This is a genomic window from Flavobacterium sp. CFS9, assembly GCF_041154745.1.
Lineage (GTDB): Bacteria > Bacteroidota > Bacteroidia > Flavobacteriales > Flavobacteriaceae > Flavobacterium.
This window is the reverse complement of record NZ_AP031573.1, coordinates 3,299,195-3,316,256: the sequence shown is the minus strand read 5'-3', so window position 1 is coordinate 3,316,256 and position 17,062 is coordinate 3,299,195. Positions and strand designations below refer to the sequence as shown.

Annotated in this window: 14 protein-coding genes; 6 read left to right on the top strand and 8 right to left on the bottom strand. The window is 35.2% G+C overall.

Going from position 1 to position 17,062, the window contains the following annotated elements:
• Positions 1-290 precede the first annotated feature (290 nt).
• Positions 291-1,607 carry an ammonium transporter gene (locus ACAM30_RS14010; protein ID WP_369615226.1) on the top strand — a complete coding sequence of 439 codons (1,317 nt, stop codon included), beginning with the start codon at positions 291-293 and terminating at the stop codon, positions 1,605-1,607.
• A gap of 191 nt (positions 1,608-1,798) precedes the next feature.
• Here ACAM30_RS14010 and ACAM30_RS14005 read toward each other — a convergent pair whose 3' ends face one another.
• The 3 genes from ACAM30_RS14005 to ACAM30_RS13995 all read right to left on the bottom strand — a co-directional run bounded on the left by ACAM30_RS14005 (position 1,799) and on the right by ACAM30_RS13995 (position 6,656).
• The gene (locus ACAM30_RS14005; RefSeq protein WP_369615225.1) at positions 1,799-3,901 is read right to left on the bottom strand and encodes a cytochrome c biogenesis protein CcdA; all 2,103 of its coding nucleotides are present in this window, start codon (positions 3,899-3,901) and stop codon (positions 1,799-1,801) included.
• Entirely contained in the window at positions 3,901-5,211 is a 1,311-nt protein-coding gene (tilS, locus tag ACAM30_RS14000) for a tRNA lysidine(34) synthetase TilS (protein WP_369615224.1), read from the bottom strand. The genes ACAM30_RS14005 and tilS overlap by 1 nt, the downstream gene beginning before the upstream one ends.
• Positions 5,212-5,369: 158 nt before the next feature.
• Entirely contained in the window at positions 5,370-6,656 is a 1,287-nt protein-coding gene (locus ACAM30_RS13995; protein ID WP_369615223.1) for an anthranilate synthase component I family protein, read from the bottom strand.
• 276 nt (positions 6,657-6,932) lie between these two features.
• Here ACAM30_RS13995 and ACAM30_RS13990 point away from each other — a divergent pair, with 276 nt between their 5' ends.
• The 3 genes from ACAM30_RS13990 to ACAM30_RS13980 all read left to right on the top strand — a co-directional run bounded on the left by ACAM30_RS13990 (position 6,933) and on the right by ACAM30_RS13980 (position 9,649).
• Positions 6,933-7,829, top strand: a complete 897-nt coding sequence (locus ACAM30_RS13990) for a DUF4349 domain-containing protein (RefSeq protein ID WP_369615222.1) — start codon at positions 6,933-6,935, stop codon at positions 7,827-7,829.
• 207 nt (positions 7,830-8,036) lie between these two features.
• Positions 8,037-8,411, top strand: a complete 375-nt coding sequence (locus tag ACAM30_RS13985; RefSeq protein WP_369615221.1) for a DoxX family membrane protein — start codon at positions 8,037-8,039, stop codon at positions 8,409-8,411.
• A 584-nt stretch (positions 8,412-8,995) separates the two neighbouring features.
• Positions 8,996-9,649, top strand: coding sequence for a hypothetical protein (locus tag ACAM30_RS13980; protein WP_369615220.1), 654 nt, complete (start codon positions 8,996-8,998; stop codon positions 9,647-9,649).
• Between the two features lie 52 nt (positions 9,650-9,701).
• Here ACAM30_RS13980 and lpdA read toward each other — a convergent pair whose 3' ends face one another.
• From lpdA to ACAM30_RS13965, 3 genes are all read right to left on the bottom strand, one after another.
• A complete protein-coding gene (lpdA, locus tag ACAM30_RS13975) occupies positions 9,702-11,105 on the bottom strand; it encodes a dihydrolipoyl dehydrogenase (RefSeq protein WP_369615219.1) in 1,404 nt (467 codons plus the stop codon).
• Between the two features lie 195 nt (positions 11,106-11,300).
• Complete coding sequence (locus ACAM30_RS13970) at positions 11,301-11,555, bottom strand: type II toxin-antitoxin system RelE/ParE family toxin (RefSeq protein WP_369618654.1); 255 nt, start codon at positions 11,553-11,555, stop codon at positions 11,301-11,303.
• A 31-nt stretch (positions 11,556-11,586) separates the two neighbouring features.
• A complete protein-coding gene (locus ACAM30_RS13965; protein WP_369615218.1) occupies positions 11,587-11,832 on the bottom strand; it encodes a hypothetical protein in 246 nt (81 codons plus the stop codon).
• A 233-nt stretch (positions 11,833-12,065) separates the two neighbouring features.
• Here ACAM30_RS13965 and ACAM30_RS13960 point away from each other — a divergent pair, with 233 nt between their 5' ends.
• On the top strand, positions 12,066-12,524 hold the full coding sequence (locus tag ACAM30_RS13960) for an SRPBCC domain-containing protein (RefSeq protein WP_369615217.1): 459 nt from the start codon (positions 12,066-12,068) through the stop codon (positions 12,522-12,524).
• A gap of 53 nt (positions 12,525-12,577) precedes the next feature.
• Here the strand turns inward: ACAM30_RS13960 and ACAM30_RS13955 are convergent, their stop codons facing one another.
• The gene (locus ACAM30_RS13955) at positions 12,578-13,036 is read right to left on the bottom strand and encodes an Lrp/AsnC family transcriptional regulator (protein WP_369615216.1); all 459 of its coding nucleotides are present in this window, start codon (positions 13,034-13,036) and stop codon (positions 12,578-12,580) included.
• 316 nt (positions 13,037-13,352) lie between these two features.
• Between ACAM30_RS13955 and ACAM30_RS13950 the strand changes: the two genes are divergently transcribed.
• Positions 13,353-14,579: an aminotransferase class I/II-fold pyridoxal phosphate-dependent enzyme gene (locus tag ACAM30_RS13950; RefSeq protein WP_369615215.1), complete on the top strand. Its 1,227-nt coding sequence runs from the start codon at positions 13,353-13,355 to the stop codon at positions 14,577-14,579.
• A 386-nt stretch (positions 14,580-14,965) separates the two neighbouring features.
• Here ACAM30_RS13950 and ACAM30_RS13945 read toward each other — a convergent pair whose 3' ends face one another.
• A complete protein-coding gene (locus ACAM30_RS13945) occupies positions 14,966-16,906 on the bottom strand; it encodes an amino acid permease (RefSeq protein ID WP_369615214.1) in 1,941 nt (646 codons plus the stop codon).
• Positions 16,907-17,062: the final 156 nt, after the last annotated feature.

Sequence of the window (17,062 nt, the reverse complement as noted above, 5' to 3'; positions counted from 1 at the left end):
TTCATATGGCGCCTTTTTTATTCACAATTCACAACAATAAAGCAAATTAAGCGTATATCAACCTAAAAATAATCAAAAACACTCTATATAATCCAGTTTTTTAGTTAATAAACCAACAAAAACACAAACCAATTTTGCCAAATCACAAATTTAAAGTTAATATTATTCAGTTGATACAAAATAAAGGGGGGCAAAATAAAAAATTAACAAAAATAAATCACATACCCCTATTTTTTACATGGTTATCAGTTGATTTTATACATTTATAAAAAATTTAAAACTAAATAACTATGCGAAAAATTATTTTAAGTGTGATCCTTATCACGATTTTAGTACTCACCTTTTTATCCAACTTTATACTATCTGATAATCCAATTCCGGCAGAAGCTGTAAAGTTTGACACAGGAGATACAGCCTGGATGATCGTAGCTACTGCTTTTGTTTTGCTTATGACACCGGGACTAGGATTTTTCTACGGAGGAATGGTAGGTAAGAAAAACGTTATCAGTACCATGCTGCAAAGTTTTATGGCAATGGTAATTGTTACTATCTTATGGGTTATTGTCGCTTTCGGATTAGCATTTGGCCCTACTATTGGCGGAATCATTGGAGATCCAACTTCCAATTTATTCTTTCAGAATGTAGGCACCAGCACTGCCTGGAGCCTTGCCCCAACCATACCTTTTATGTTATTCGCATTGTTTCAGGCAAAATTCGCCATTATTACACCTGCATTAATCACCGGTGCATTTGCAGAACGTGTGCGTTTTTGGGCTTATTTATTATTCATGGTTTTATTCATCCTATTCATATATTCTCCTTTAGCCCATATGACATGGCATCCTGACGGAGTATTCTTTAAAATGGGAGTATTAGATTTCGCGGGCGGAACAGTTGTGCACATGAGTGCCGGATGGGCCGCTTTAGCCGGAGCAATGTTCTTAGGAAAAAGAAAAGTTCAAAAAGTAAATCCGGCCAGAATTACTTATGTTTTACTAGGAACAGGTTTATTATGGTTTGGATGGTTTGGTTTCAATGCCGGTTCTGCATTAGGTGCTAACGGATTAGCTGTCCAGGCCTTAGGAACGACAACTGTTGCTGCCGCAGCTGCTGCAATGGCTTGGGTTTTCCTGGATAAAATCTTAGGACACAAATTATCTGCTCTTGGTGCGTGTATAGGAGCAGTTGTAGGACTGGTTGCTATTACTCCGGCCGCAGGTTTCGTAAGCATCTCACATGCTATTTTCATTGGAGCATTTTCTGCCATCGTTAGTAATTTGGTAGTAAGCAAATTTCCTAAAGGAAAAATCGATGATGCGTTAGACGTTTTCGCCTGTCATGGTGTTGGCGGTATGGTAGGAATGCTGCTAACCGGTGTTTTTGCCTCGAAAGCCATCAACCCGGCTGTCGGAGACAATCAAGGTTTAATTTTTGGAACTCCAACATTGTTCATCAATCAGTTAACGGCTTTGGTAATCGTTTCAATTTTCGCATTTGTCGCTTCCTATATCTTGTTCTTCATTGTAAACAAAATTACTCCGCTAAGAGTTACTGAAGAGAAAGAAGAATTAGGATTGGATATTTCTCAACACGGGGAATTCTTATAAAAAACAAATTTCCTTCTTTGCCCATAAAAAATCCCTCTAAAGCTAAGCCTTAGAGGGATTTTTGTTTTGAATTAACTTCACCTTTTTTTATTATAGATTGTAGACTTTAGATTGTAGATTGTAGATTGTAGATTGTAGATTGTACACTTTACTCTATATTCTTTACTCTATTCTCTATGTTCTTAAAAAAACTACTTAAAATTAGAAATTCCTTCTTTCAGCCATTGCAAATATTCTTCTGCGCTTACATAACTGATAGTAGGTTTTGAAGGATTTAAATTCTTCCCTTCTAAATCTGTAATCACATATAATGGCTGTGTATTGGTTTTATATTTTGAAATCATAAAATCGGTCCATTTATCTCCCACAGTTTCGATTTTATCTCCTTTTGCTGTAACATACTGCTCTTCTTTTGGTAAATCACGTTTATCATCCACATAAAGAGAAATCAAGACAACATCATTTTTCAGGATTGGAAGAATCATTGGTTCCGACCATACATTGTTTTCCATTTTTCTGCAATTCACACAAGCATAACCTGTAAAATCCAGCATAATCGGTTTGTTGATTGATTTTGCATACGCTAAACCATCTTCATAATCATGAAAAACCATGATACCATGAGGTCCCAACTCCGCTCCTGCCGGCATGCCTGAGACAATTTCAACGCTGCTGTTCCCCGAAGCAGAGGATCCTCCTACTCCAAATGGACTTTCACTATATTGTGGTGGTGGCGGGAATGCACTGATTAATTTTAAAGGCGCTCCCCAAAGCCCCGGAATCAGATATACCGTAAACACTAATGTAAGCAATCCTAAATACAATCTTCCAACCGAAATATGATTTAGAGGACTATCATGAGGCAATGTAATTTTCCCAAATAAATACAACGTCAGAGCTGCAAAAATAGCGATCCAGATGGCGATGAAAACTTCTCTTTCCAAAAAGTGCAGCTGAAGTACCAAATCAGCATTTGATAAAAATTTAAAGGCTAAAGCCAATTCCAGGAATCCTAAAACTACTTTTACGGTATTCAGCCATCCACCCGATTTTGGCAGCGAATTCAACCAGCCCGGGAACATCGCAAAGAACATAAATGGCAGTGCTAATGCAAGTGAGAATCCTAACATTCCAACAACTGGAGCAATTCCACCATTTGAAGCGGCTTCGACTAATAAGGTTCCAACAATAGGTCCGGTACAAGAAAACGATACAATAGCTAAAGCCAACGCCATAAACAATATCCCAATTAACCCTCCTCTGTCTGCTTGCTGATCCGCTTTATTGGCCCAGGAATTAGGCAGCATTATTTCGAAAGCTCCTAAAAATGAAGTAGCAAAAATGATCAGGATCACAAAGAAAATCAGGTTAAACCAAACATCCGTAGACAATGCATTCAACGCATCTGCGCCAAAAATCTTGGTCACAATCAAACCTAATATTACATAAATAGCAATAATAGAAAAACCATAAATGATTGCATTTCGTATTCCTTTTGCCCTGCTTTTACTTTGTTTCGTAAAAAAACTTACCGTCATAGGAATCATCGGAAAAACACAAGGGGTCAGTAAAGCTGCAAATCCTGAAATAAAAGCGATAAAAAAGATCGACCATAAACTTCTGGAGGAAGCAGGTAAAGACATATTATCTTTAGCCGGAGTTTCGGCAGTCTGCACTTTTACAGGATCAGCTTTAGCAGTCTCAACAGCTGTTTTTGTAGTATCTACAGCCAAACCATCCACTTTAGTTTCAGGAGTTTTTGAGTCTGTTACTGCCGCAACAGCATCCATTTTAAAGTTTGATGGAATCGCAATTGAAAACTTTTTACTGGAATTGATACAAACTTCTTTACAAACCTGAAAGTCAAAATCAACCTCGACCGTTTTTAAATCCGGATTGATGATTGTGATCTCTTGTTCGATATGTGCTTTGCCTTCAAAGAAAGTTTCATTTACACCAAAAACATCATTAAAAGCTGTTTTGGTTTTTCCTTCTTTAGCCTTTCCAACCAAATTGTAATTTCCTTTCTGATTTTTAAAAGTAATTTCCAAAGCAAGCGGCCCGCCATCCGGTGTAAACTGCGAATACATGTGCCACTCTTTTTCAATGGTTCCGTCAAAAATCAAAACAGCATTATTTCCGGCTCGCTTTTCAATTTTTGAAGTCCATTTTACCGGTTCGAGAATTTGAGCATTGCCTTTTGCAAATGCAAAAAGAAAAAACAGCAAAAAAACAATGGATTTATTCCAGATACTTTTTGGTGTTATTGTTTGTTGGTAGTAGTTAGGGTTCATTATAATAATTCTATTTTAATTATTTTGTTTGTTGTATTCTCAATTTTAAAGCGTTCATCCTGTCTCATTCCGATTACCCACACAATCCGATTGTCTGAACATAAAATCCAAATTTTCTCCTTTTCAATCAGCGATAATTTTTCATCTTTAAAAAGTTTGCTTAGCTTTTTAGATTTTCCATTCATTCCAAAAGGATGAAAAACATCTCCCTCCTTCCATTTACGCAAAATGAGTGGAAAACGGATTTTTTCAGCGTCCACAAATATAGCTTTATTTGAATCTATTGTAATGTCGTCTACCTGACAAAGCCTCAATTTTAAGGGAAAATTAACGTCTGTCTCGGCTGCCCCAATTTCGAATACTTCATTTTCTTCTAATTCAGAAATTGGACTCAAAATCAAAATATCTCTGTTTTTTAACAATCGAAAATCAGCTGAAAAAACCTGTTTACCGGATTGCCCCTCTACTAAATCATAAATATCATTCCAGGCCACGAAACCAAATTCATTTAACCATTGATACAAGTACGATTTATAATTGGGTAATTTCTTAAGCTGATTCAAATCAAAGTGAATATCTTCTCCCTCCTCTTTTGCTACTTGCTGGTAAATCATAATCGAGGCGTCCTCAACCATTTCCTGAGATTCCTGCAAATATCCTTGCGTTTTCTGAAAAGCATTTAAAAAATTAGGATTGATTTCTTTCAAGATCGGAACAAGATCGTGACGGATTTTATTTCGCAGGTATTTATTTGACGCGTTACTGCTGTCTTCCCGCCATTGAATATTGTTTAGCTTTGCATATTCTAAAATTTCCTCTCTGGAAAAAGGCAAAAGCGGACGAACAATTTTATCATTTTGCTCCGGAATCCCGGTCAGCCCTTCTAATCCTGTACCACGGGTTAGATTGATAATGAAAGTTTCGAGATTGTCGTCGGCATGATGAGCCGTTAAAATATAATCGAAATTTTCGGTTTCCAAAAGTTCGTAAAACCAGTTATAGCGCAGTTCCCGAGCCGCAACCTGAGTGGATAGTTTGTAATCTTTGGCGAAAGCTTCGGTATCAAATTGGGTGCTAAAAATTGGAACAGCGTTCTCGCTGCAATACTTTTGGATAAAATCCTGATCTCCAAAACTTTCCAATCCACGTAATTGAAAATTACAGTGCAAAACAGCGATTTCAAACGGTAATTGCTGAAACAAATGCAGTAAAACCATGCTATCCAATCCTCCGCTTACCGCCAGAAACAGCTTTTTATCCTCCAGAAATGGAAATCGTACAGCGAGATGATTTTGAAATTTTGAAAGCATTTATAAATGTAAAAATTTAATTCTAAATTATGGAGAAAGTTTTTTGAATCTTGAAATTGTACGAATTTACACTATATTTGTAAACTACAAATAAAACTGCACGAATTTTATCTAATTTAACTTTTTCGCATGCAATACTTTAATCTAAAATATATGAGTTATTGCAAAACCTCGTGCATTGCTTTTGCCTTCAACAGACATTCTTCGTACTCTTTTTCAGGAATCGATTGAGAAGTAATCGCACTTCCAACCGAAAACGAAACATACTTATTTTCCTGATTGTACAAGATACTTCTTATCACCACATTAAAATCAAAATCACCTTCAGGCGTGAAATAACCAACCGCACCACTGTACAGACCTCGTTTGGTTTCTTCGACATTTTCGATAATCTTCATAACCGAAATTTTTGGTGCTCCCGTCATGCTCCCCATGGGAAAAGTGGTTCTTAAAACATCTATAGGTGAGTACTGTGGATCTAATTTGGAAGTGATAGTTGAGATCATCTGATGCACCTGCAAAAACGAATAGATTTTACAAAGTTCCGTTACTTCAACAGAACCTTTCTGTGCCGTATGCGACAAATCATTTCGCACCAAATCGGTAATCATAATGTTCTCTGCACGTTCTTTAGGATCTGATGCTAAAAATTGTTTTGATTTTTCGTCTTCAACCGGATCTGGAAATCGTTTTGAAGTTCCTTTTATCGGCTGAGAAATCAACGTTTCACCACCTTTTTTCAGATATCGTTCCGGAGAAGCGGAAAGCAGGTATTGTTTGTGATTTTTAAAAAATACCGAAAACGGAGCTTGCGATATTGCGTCTAATTTCCGGAATTTTTCCAAAGGATTAATTTCGGTATTCTCAGCAAAAAACTCCATGCAAAAATTAGCCTCATACATATCACCTATATGAATGTGCTCCAGCATTTTGTTGACTTTTTCAACGTAAGCTTCTTTCGAAATACGTTGTTGGACATCAATCGCGCTTACCGTTTCAAAAGGATCGTATTGACTGTTAACGATCTCTTCATAGTCCTCTTCCAACTCATCATCGCAAAGCAGCAGGTATTGTATTTCGAGTTTATTCCCTTTTAATGTGAATATTTTTTTGGGCTGGAAGAAAAACAAATCCGGAAAATCTAAACCGTCAAAATTTGACGACACAAGGTCTTCTGTATCATTCTTTAAATCATAAGAAAGGTATCCAAAAAGCCAGTCTTTAGTCGTTTGCTGATATTGTTTCAGATCTTCAAAAGCATTATGAAAATCTGTTTTTAAAGAGGTAAAAGCATCCACCGCCAAAACAAAATCAAAGCTCGAATATTCCTGTGGATACGAATTACTATCCAAAAAAACTACCTCTCGAAATTGTTGTGACCAGCTTAAAAGCTGTTGTTTAAAATGCTCTGGATCTGAAATGTTTTTGTTAACGGTAACTCTCAAAAATAGGTAAATTTTAGGCCTCAAAATTACAACAAAAAAAATCCTTCAATAAAATATTAAACAAAAAATATTGGCACACTTTTTAGTATATCGAATTAACAAGAATACTCAAACTTTTTCTGCCTATTGATCAAAGACACTTCTAAAAAACACAGCCAATAAAGACCAGTATCAAATGGATTCGACGGATCAAAAAATCGACACGAATCTCTCTGGTCTCCTCCTGAAAACAGAAACTTAAAATTATTACTCAACCAATTAAATCTAAAAACCTTTATGAAAACAATTGCCAACCTTGGATTGACTTCCTTAGCGATTATCACCTTAGTCTGTTCCTGCAAAAAATACGATCCTGCTACAGCAGAAGACATTTCAAATCAACAAACTACAGCAGACAGCACTCCAATTTCCTCATCGGCAGCAGTGGAAAAAAAAGACAGTAAGCAAAAATTCATTCGTACCGCCGATATTAAATTTAAGGTAAAAAACGTCGTCAAGTCAACTTATGCAATTGAAAACACTACTCAAAAGTTCGGAGGTTTTGTAACCTACACCAACTTACAAAGCAACATTCGCGATCAGTTTAAAACTAAAATCAGTCAGGATAGCACTCTCGAAACCACCAAATATACAGTAGAGAATCAAATTACGATACGCGTCCCTAATAGACAACTGGACACCGTTATCAAAACTATAGCCAAACAAATTGATTTTCTTGACTACAGACTTATCAAAGCCGATGATGTTTCTTTAAAGTTATTATCCAATCAGCTTTCACAAAAAAGAAGTGCCTCTACACAGAAAAGAGTCGAAAAAGCAATTGATACTAAGGGTAAAAAAATCAATGATGTTATGGAAGCCGAAAATGCGTTGGCGAATCAGAAAGAAGCCAATGACAACAGCATTATTGAGAATTTATCCTTAGAGGATCAAATCAACTTCAGTACCATAACTTTACAGCTGTATCAAAACGAAACGATAAAACAGGAGCTAATTGCCGGTGAAAAAGACAGTGATGCTTACAAACCAAACCTGGGTATTCAAATCATCGATTCACTAAAAAATGGCTGGTATATTCTTGAAACGATCTTTGTTTTTCTAATTAATTTGTGGCCATTTCTTTTGATTGGTTTTGGAGGATTTTTCCTTTATAAAAAATACTATAAGAAATAAGAAAACTGTTAAAAAACAACAATTTCATAAGAAAAAAATCGTTATATTTGATATAGCATTCTATTTATCTCAAAATAGAGCGATAATGACTGTCAAATTCTCAATATAAAAGTCATGAAAATTGCTTTTTATCATTTGTGAGTTCAGATTATAACGTTTTCCAAAAATAAATTAGACTTTTTTAACCCATTAAAAATCTTACGTATTATGAAAATTGCTACCATTATTGTCCGTGTTTTAATTGGCCTTTTGTTATTGTTCGCTTCTCTTAGTTTTTTCTTCAAACTGGCTCCGGAGCCAGAAACTACCGGTGATTTTAAAGCTTTTAATATGGGACTTGTTGCCTCAACTTATTTATTGCCATTAGCTAAATCAATCGAACTACTTTGCGGAATTGCGTTTGTAACAGGACGATATGTAACACTAGCCAATATACTGATCTTACCCATTACGGTAAACATTTTATTTATTAATTACTTTCTAAATCCAAATGGTTTACCACTGGCAATTTTATTATTTCTTGCCAATCTGTTTTTAATTTACAGATATTGGGATAATTACAAAAGCGTTTTCACCAGATAATCTATTTTTCACTTTAGATTTAAAAAACAAACCCGACAGATTTAAAAAACCTGTCGGGTTTGCTCTTTTTAATACTTACACTATTTTGCTTTACAACCGGAATAAAAAGGACCAAAAAATGAAACCTTAAGCATACCAATATCATCTTTTCTGACAAAGCTGGCTTTTCCCGATACTTTCCTCTCACTTGTCTTTTATGACATTATAGCCCCTGTTATTTACTTTTATCTCTTTATTGCTACTCAAAAAAAATACCAACAACCATTATTTAGAATCTGCTCTGACAACTTCAACTTATTTACTAAAAATTTTAGCTGTTCAAAACTAAGTTTTTTGAATTCTTCAGTGCTTTCAGAATACGGTATCTCTACAATTTATCAGCTTCTGCAAAATTAAAACTACAAACATGATTATCAGATAATTAAACTCTGAATCACTACAAATACAACCTCAGAATCATACCTCTAATTTACGAAATTTTTCCTGAACTTATTCATTTTTAGACTCAAATATTACAAGAATAAAATTCATTTCTCCAAATACTTTTACTAAACAATTATATTTGATGAAAATTTACATTTTGCATGAAAAAATATTTACTTGTCTTCTTATTATTGTTTGTCCATTTCTCGAGGTCGCAATCTATAAAATCTATAGATTCGCTAACGACTGAAATCTGTAAATCATTAGTTCAAAATCAGGCTTTGGACAATGAAATCAGAATTAATACGATCAACAATTCTCATATTACTCCTTACCTGACAAAATTTAAGGATAGTATTGTTCAAAGAAGAGTATTTGAGCAGTTATTTTTCAGGTTGCATAAAAACTGTAACGAATTTGTAGCGCTTTTTCCAAACGAATCTGAGAAAAGCAGCTGGTCGATGCAGAATGAAAAGCCTCTTGACGAAATATCCAGAGAGGAATGCAATCATTTTGATAAAGCTTCAAAGTATTATTACATAGAAAATAGCGGCGCTAAAGTAGAAGTAACTTTAAGTGATCATTTATGGACAGAAAACTTTAGTGATGGTACGTTCTCAAAATTGCATTACAAAAAGAAAGGCAGTTGTGAATTTGAACTGGAATTTATTGAAAGTAACAATATGTCGCGAAAAAATTTAAGTATTAAAGGCGATAAATATTTGTATCATTTGTACAAAGAAGAAAATGGGACTTATAATGTCTACTTAAAGAATAAAGAAACATATTATATTTTCACAATTCTAAAGCAATAAAAAACCCGTCAGAAACAATTCTGACGGGTTTTTAAGATCTATTTTACGTAAATTATACGTGTATTGCTCTGTTCTCAGTAGCAGCTAAAGCCGCTTCTTTTATTGCTTCAGCAAAAGTTGGATGCGCATGGCTCATTCTTGAAATATCTTCAGCAGAAGCTTTAAATTCCATAGCTGTAACAGCTTCGGCGATTAAATCTGCTGTACGGGCTCCAATCATGTGAACTCCTAAAACTTCATCTGTTTTTTCATCAGCAAGGATTTTTACGAATCCATCTAAGTCAGCACTTGCTCTTGCACGTCCTAAAGCTTTGAATGGGAAACTTCCTGATTTGTATTTAACTCCTGCCGCTTTCAATTGCTCTTCAGTTTGTCCAACTGCTGCAACTTCAGGCCAAGTGTAAACAACACCTGGAATTAAGTTATAATCGATATGTGGTTTTTGTCCTGCTAAGATTTCAGCAACCATAGTTCCTTCTTCTTCCGCTTTGTGCGCTAACATTGCTCCACGAACAACATCACCGATAGCATAGATATTTGGAACGTTAGTTTGTAAATGATCGTTTACTTCTACTTGTCCTCTCTCAGAAATTTTAACTCCTGCATTTTCAGCGTTCAATCCGTCTGTGTACGGACGACGTCCAACAGAAACTAATGAGTAATCTCCTTCTAAAGTGATTGTTTCTCCTTTAGCATTTTCAGCCTGAACAACAACAGCATCACCGTTTCTTTCTACTGATTTTACTTTGTGAGAAACATAGAATTTCATTCCTTGTTTTTTCAATACTTTAGTCAATTCTTTAGACAAAGAACTATCCATACCCGGAATGATTCTGTCCATGAATTCAACTACAGAAACCTGAGCACCTAAACGAAGATACACTTGTCCAAGTTCGATTCCAATTACTCCACCACCAATAATTACTAAATGTTTTGGAACTTCTTTTAAAGCCAAAGCCTCAGTAGAAGTGATGATTCTTTCTTTGTCAATTTTAATGAAAGGCAAAGAAGATGGTTTTGAACCTGTAGCAATTATAGTATATTTTGCTTCAATAGTTTCAGCTGTTCCGTCAGCTTTTGTCACAGCAATGTGCGTTGCATCTACGAAAGAACCTAAACCATTAAAAACAGTAACTTTATTTTTATCCATCAAGTAGTTAACTCCACCTGCAGTTTGATCTACAACAGCTTGCTTGCGCGCGATCATTTTCTCTAAATTAATTTTCACATCACCTGAAACTTCGATTCCGTGATCTGCAAAATGTGCAATTTCCGCATAATGGTGAGAAGATGATAATAATGCTTTTGAAGGAATACAACCTACGTTAAGGCAAGTTCCACCTAAAGAGTTATACTTTTCTACAATTGCAGTTTTAAATCCCAATTGTGCGCAACGAATTGCTGATACATATCCGCCAGGACCTGAACCTATAATGACTACGTCAAATGAACTCATAGTTTGTCTATTTTATTTTTAGCGTTACAAAATTAAGGAATAAAGTTTTGTTTGAAGTTTAATTTTCAATGTTTTTTGGGTGAAATTTCAGATGGAGTTTTAACCGCTAAGAGCGCTAAGGTTTATACAAAATTCAGAAAGATTTTTCCTTTTCGCATTATATAATTTTACAAGAAAAAGATAAAGTCCTTAAGCTTAAAAATTACGCTTTCGTCCAGGATTTCTCGAAGTATGAAATACAGAATAAATAGTTATTTTGTTATCTATAATTTCATAAATAATTACAAATGGAAATTTAACCAAAGTCATTTCTCTGTAACCTGGTTCTCTTTTTATTTCAAATAATTCGGGATTGGTTTTTAAAACTTTGAGATATGATTTTAAATAAGTTAAAAATCGCTTCCCTAAACCTTTACTTTTGCTTTCGTAAAACTCAATAGATTCATCGATTTCTTTCTATGCTAATGGTAAAATACTGACTTTAAAAACCATACTTCAAATTCAAACGACGCTCTGTCTCTTCCCATGAATCTCCCTCAACTTCTCCCGACAAATATTTTGCTCGTTCTTCAGCAACCAAATTATAATGCGAATCCGGAACAATCGAATCTTTTTCGTCATGATTTATAGCATCGAAAACACTTTCTAATATTTCTAATTTAGAATCATCATCTATAAATTTACCAAAATCCTGAATAAGCTTACGTCTTAACTCCTTCGTTTCCATTTTTATCTTATTTAAACTCAAATTTAAGTTTTTTACTTATTGTACAGTGTTAATTAACTTATGTTTTTTTCCTTTAGCAAAACTAAGAATTACCAAAGATTAGCTATTTTTTGTTTTGTGATGAATCTTGTTTTTACATGTTATAAAAAAACAAAAACACTGATAATCAAACAACAAAAAACATAAGCCAAAAATAAAATGTAAATTTGAAGTCTAATCAATCCTAATTGAAAATGGAAAAACTACAATTCAAAATAGAGATAAATGCAACGGCTCAAAAAGTTTATGAGGCGATGCTGGGTTTGAAAGATAAAAATACCTATGAACATTGGACAGCAGCATTTAATCCAACTTCTACTTATGAAGGAAGCTGGGAAAAAGGCAGTAAAATCTATTTTGTAGGTCTGGATGAAAACGGAAAGAAGGGTGGAATGGTTTCTGAAATTATAGAAAACCAACCAGCCAAATTTGTATCTATCAGACATTACGGTTTCCTGGATGGCGAAACTGAAGTTACTACAGGGGAACAAGTTGAAAAATGGACTGGCGGACATGAAAATTATTCCTATAAGGAAAATAACGGTATAACTACTGTCACTGTTGATCTGGATACAGTAGACGAATACTTAGATTATTTTAAAAATACTTATCCGACGGCATTAAATAAACTAAAAGAAATTTCTGAGCGATAATTACTTTAAAATAATACTAGTTAAAAAACTTAGACCCTCAAAACCTTAGTACCTTAAAAAGAAATCACCGTTGAGTTTTTCACTTCGCTAATCATAAACATACTTTGCGTACTGCCTATATGTTGAAGCGAAGTGAGTTTTGTCACCAAAAATTCGCGATAGGCTTCCATGTCTTTCACCAAAACTTTTAAGATATAATCATAATCACCGCTTACGTGGTGGCATTCCAAAACTTCAGTTAGCTTGGTGACTTCGCTTTCGAATTTGGTTAAAAATTCCTTAGTATGCTGAATGAGTTTTAGATGACAGAAAACCACAAATCCTTTTTCTATTTTAGATTTATTCACCAGAGCGACATAGTTTTTAATGATGCCTTCGCGTTCCAGCTTTTTAATTCTCTCATAAACCGCAGTCACAGAGAGATTGAGTTTTAAGGACAATTCTTTGTTTGTTTTTTTACTGTCGGTTTGTAATAAAACCAGGAGTTTTTTATCTGTGGCATCTAAGGTCATGGCTACTGTTTATAGTTTATAGTTGATAGTTGATAGTTGATGGTTTGTTGTTCTTTGTCGTTTGTAGCTATTTGTTTGTGGTTATTTGCTTGTTGTTGTAAAATGAAAGAAAATCTATTAATCGATCTTACATTGATCAAATTTAGATTAAAAATCAGGATAAATACATTTTTATAGTTTTAAAATCTAATTATTTATTTCTCGATTGATTAATTTTCCAATTAGCTCTTATTTTGAAAAAGATTTCTTGCAAAAAAGAACATATAAGGTTCTCATTAGAAATAAAAATCGCAAAAGCAACCAAAAACTACCAACTATGAACCACTTTAACCCGGCAGACAAAATTCAGGATTTACAATACTTTGGTGAATTTGGTGGTGTAAATCCATCGATTTCTGATTCTTCTACTTATACTTTTCTTTCAGCCAAAACCATGTTCGATACTTTTGAAGGAAATATGGAGGGATGCTATTTGTATTCACGTCATTCCTCTCCTAGTAACTTGTATCTGGATCAGGCGTTGGCAGCGATGGAGGGAACGGAAACTGCCAATGTTTCGGCTTCCGGAATGGGGGCTATCACTCCTACTCTTTTACAACTTTGCAGTGCGGGCGATCATATTGTTTCAAGCAGAACTATTTATGGCGGAACATATGCTTTCCTGAAGAATTTTATTCCTCGCTTTGGAATCGAAACGAGCTTTGTGGACATTACCAAACTTGATGTTGTAGAAGCTGCGATTACCTCTAAAACTAAGATTCTATATTGTGAAACCGTTAGCAATCCATTGTTGGAAGTAGCTGATATTGCAGGTCTGGCTAAAATTGCCAAAAAATACAATCTAAAACTGGTTGTGGACAATACATTTTCACCTTTATCAGTTTCTCCTGCAAAACTAGGGGCCGACATTGTAATTCACAGTTTAACCAAATATATAAACGGAAGCAGTGATACTGTTGGCGGTGTAACCTGTGCTTCAAAAGAGTTTATCAATTCGCTAAAAAATGTAAACTCGGGTGCCAGTATGCTGTTAGGTCCTACGATGGACAGTCTGCGTTCGGCTTCTGTGATGAAAAACCTTCGTACGCTTCATATTCGTATCAAGCAGCACAGTCATAATGCACACGTTCTAGCCGACAAATTTGAAAAAGACGGTTTAAAAACAGTATATCCGGGATTAAAAAGTCATCCGAGTCATGAATTGTACAAAACAATGATGAATCCGGAATATGGTTTTGGAGGAATGCTGACCATAGACGTAGGTTCTTTGGAAAAAGCCAACGAATTAATGGAATTGATGCAAACCCGAAACTTAGGTTATCTGGCGGTGAGTTTAGGATTTTACAAAACATTATTCAGCGCACCGGGAACTTCTACTTCAAGTGAAATTCCGTTAGAAGAGCAAGCTGAAATGGGGCTAACGGATGGCTTAATCCGTTTCTCTATCGGTCTGGACAATGATATCGAACGTACATACGAAATGATGAAAGCCTGCATGACAGAGCTTGGCATCCTGCAAAATAAAACAATTCTTTATAAATAAATTTGCACGATTTTTTTTTAGTTTGTTTAAATCCGCTGAAGGTTTTTCTTTTGGCGGATTTTTTTTGAATACGAATTTGCACTAGAGTTTTTCTTGGCCACAAATTACACGAATTTACACAGATTATCTACTGCTACGAATTGTATAAATTTTACTCAGATCGTAATTTAGAACTCCCCCTTGCTGCAATTCGCGCAAAAAATAAAATCTCTCAAATCAAAGTAACTTACAAGCACCCAAAAGAAGAATTCGTGCAAATTCGTGGCAACAAAAAAGCCGCTCTGAATCTCAGAACGGCTTATCATCTATATCTTTTTATATCTCAATGGACGGATTAAAATCCATCCCTACAATATTATTTCGTTCCTATGGAACTCTTATAACGTTTAACTTATAACATTCTCCGTGTTTAACTTGCTATTTTTTCGGCTAAAACCAAAATAGATACAAAGGCCTATAATTAACCAGACCGTAAAATAAATCCAGTTCCAAACACTTAATTCGGCCATCATGTACAAACAGCAGATTAAACCTAAAAGTGGAATTAAGGATAGATTCTGTTTGAAAGCCCAAACCGTTAAACCAATCAATACCAATAAGAAGATCCACATTGGAATTTTATGTTTGAACAGACTCAATCCGCTTTCGAATTTTGCAGCATCTTTAATCGGTAAACCTTTTACAACTTCAGCATATTTTGCTTCGTCGTCCTGATACTGGCTTAGTAAATGCTCTAAATCGGCTGTTTCTGAAGTTTTATTCTGAACGTCGATACTTTTTAGATAATTGAAAACTTTCTCAGAATCGGTTTTATCCAATGACGTAATAATATCTGCCGGGCTATTAACCTGGGTCTCATTGGTGATAAAACTCATGGTGGCTTTTTTATTGTAACCAAAGGCAAAAACTAATCCTATGATCAATAAAGCAGGCATTATATATTTTGAATTGATATAAGGTGTTTTAAACTTCCCTCTTGGAATCTCCGGCTTATTTTGCAATACCAAAACTCCGGCGCAAACCAATACAAATGCAAATAATGTCCCAATACTGCATAAATCCGTTACCATGGTAAGATTTAAGAATAACGCAGGTACTGCTACCACAAAACCAGTCACAACTGTGGCATACGATGGTGTTTTAAATTTTGGATGTACTCTTGAAAAACGTTTTGGCAATAATCCGTCACGGCTCATACTCATCCAGATACGTGGCTGTCCCATTTGAAAAACCAATAAAACACTGGCCATCGCTACTACGGCACTCACTGCAATGATTCCGGACATCCATTTTAAATCTAATTTCTCAAATACAAACGCTAGCGGATCGCCTACATTCAATTCGTTATAGCGCACCATTCCGGTTAAAACCAAAGCAATAGCAATATATAAAAGCGTACAAAGAATAATTGCCCACATCATTCCACGTGGCAAATCCCTTTGTGGATCCTTACATTCTTCAGCTGTAGTCGAAATAGCATCAAAACCAATGTAAGCGAAAAATACTGCCGATACTCCTTTTAAAACCCCACTTATGCCATTTGGCGCAAACGGGTCCCAATTAGTTGTATCTACATAAAATATACCAACCGCAATTACCAAAAGTACAATACAAAGTTTTACCACTACCATAATATTACTTGCATTACGGGATTCTTTCATTCCGCGGTAAATCAATGCTGTAATTAAGATGATGATCAATAAAGCCGGTAAATCGGCAACAAAATGAAAAGACCCAAATAAAACCGGAGAAGTAGTCCAGGCCGTATAGGCAGACTGGAGAGCAGGTTCTAAATTTTCGAAAGCTTTTCCGCTATGCATTAAAGCTGTTGCATTATTAAATCCGTTTGAAGCGGTTAAGTAATCCATCTGAACCCACTGCGGGAGATGAATCCCTCCACTGGCGAGAAGTCCCGTAAAATAATCACTCCACGATATCGCAACGGTTATATTTCCAACGGAATACTCCATGATTAAGGCCCAGCCAATTACCCAGGCTATAATTTCTCCAAAAGCAACATAAGAATAGGTATAAGCACTTCCTGAAACAGGTACCATTGAAGCAAATTCTGCGTAAGCAAAAGCCGCAAAACTACAAGCTACTGCTGTAAATAAAAACAAAAATATAACGGCCGGTCCGCCATCTGCACTGGCTTTTCCGATCGTACTAAAAATTCCGGCTCCAACAATAGCTGCGATTCCGAAGGCAGTTAAATCTCTGGCAGTTAAGTGTTTTCCTAATGCGTTATGACCGTCCGCATCGTTTTTTGCAACTTGTTTCAGAATATCTTGTACCGTTTTCTTTCGGAATAAACCTGATAATGCCATATGTAATTTTGCTTTTAAAATTAATTTAATTCGGTCTTTGTGGTTTTATTTTGCAAATAATGCAAAAATTATCTTGATTTCAAATATATAAAACGATTTTGTTTTTACAGTCTTTTTTTAGCCACGAATTACACGAATTCACACAAATTGTTTTTT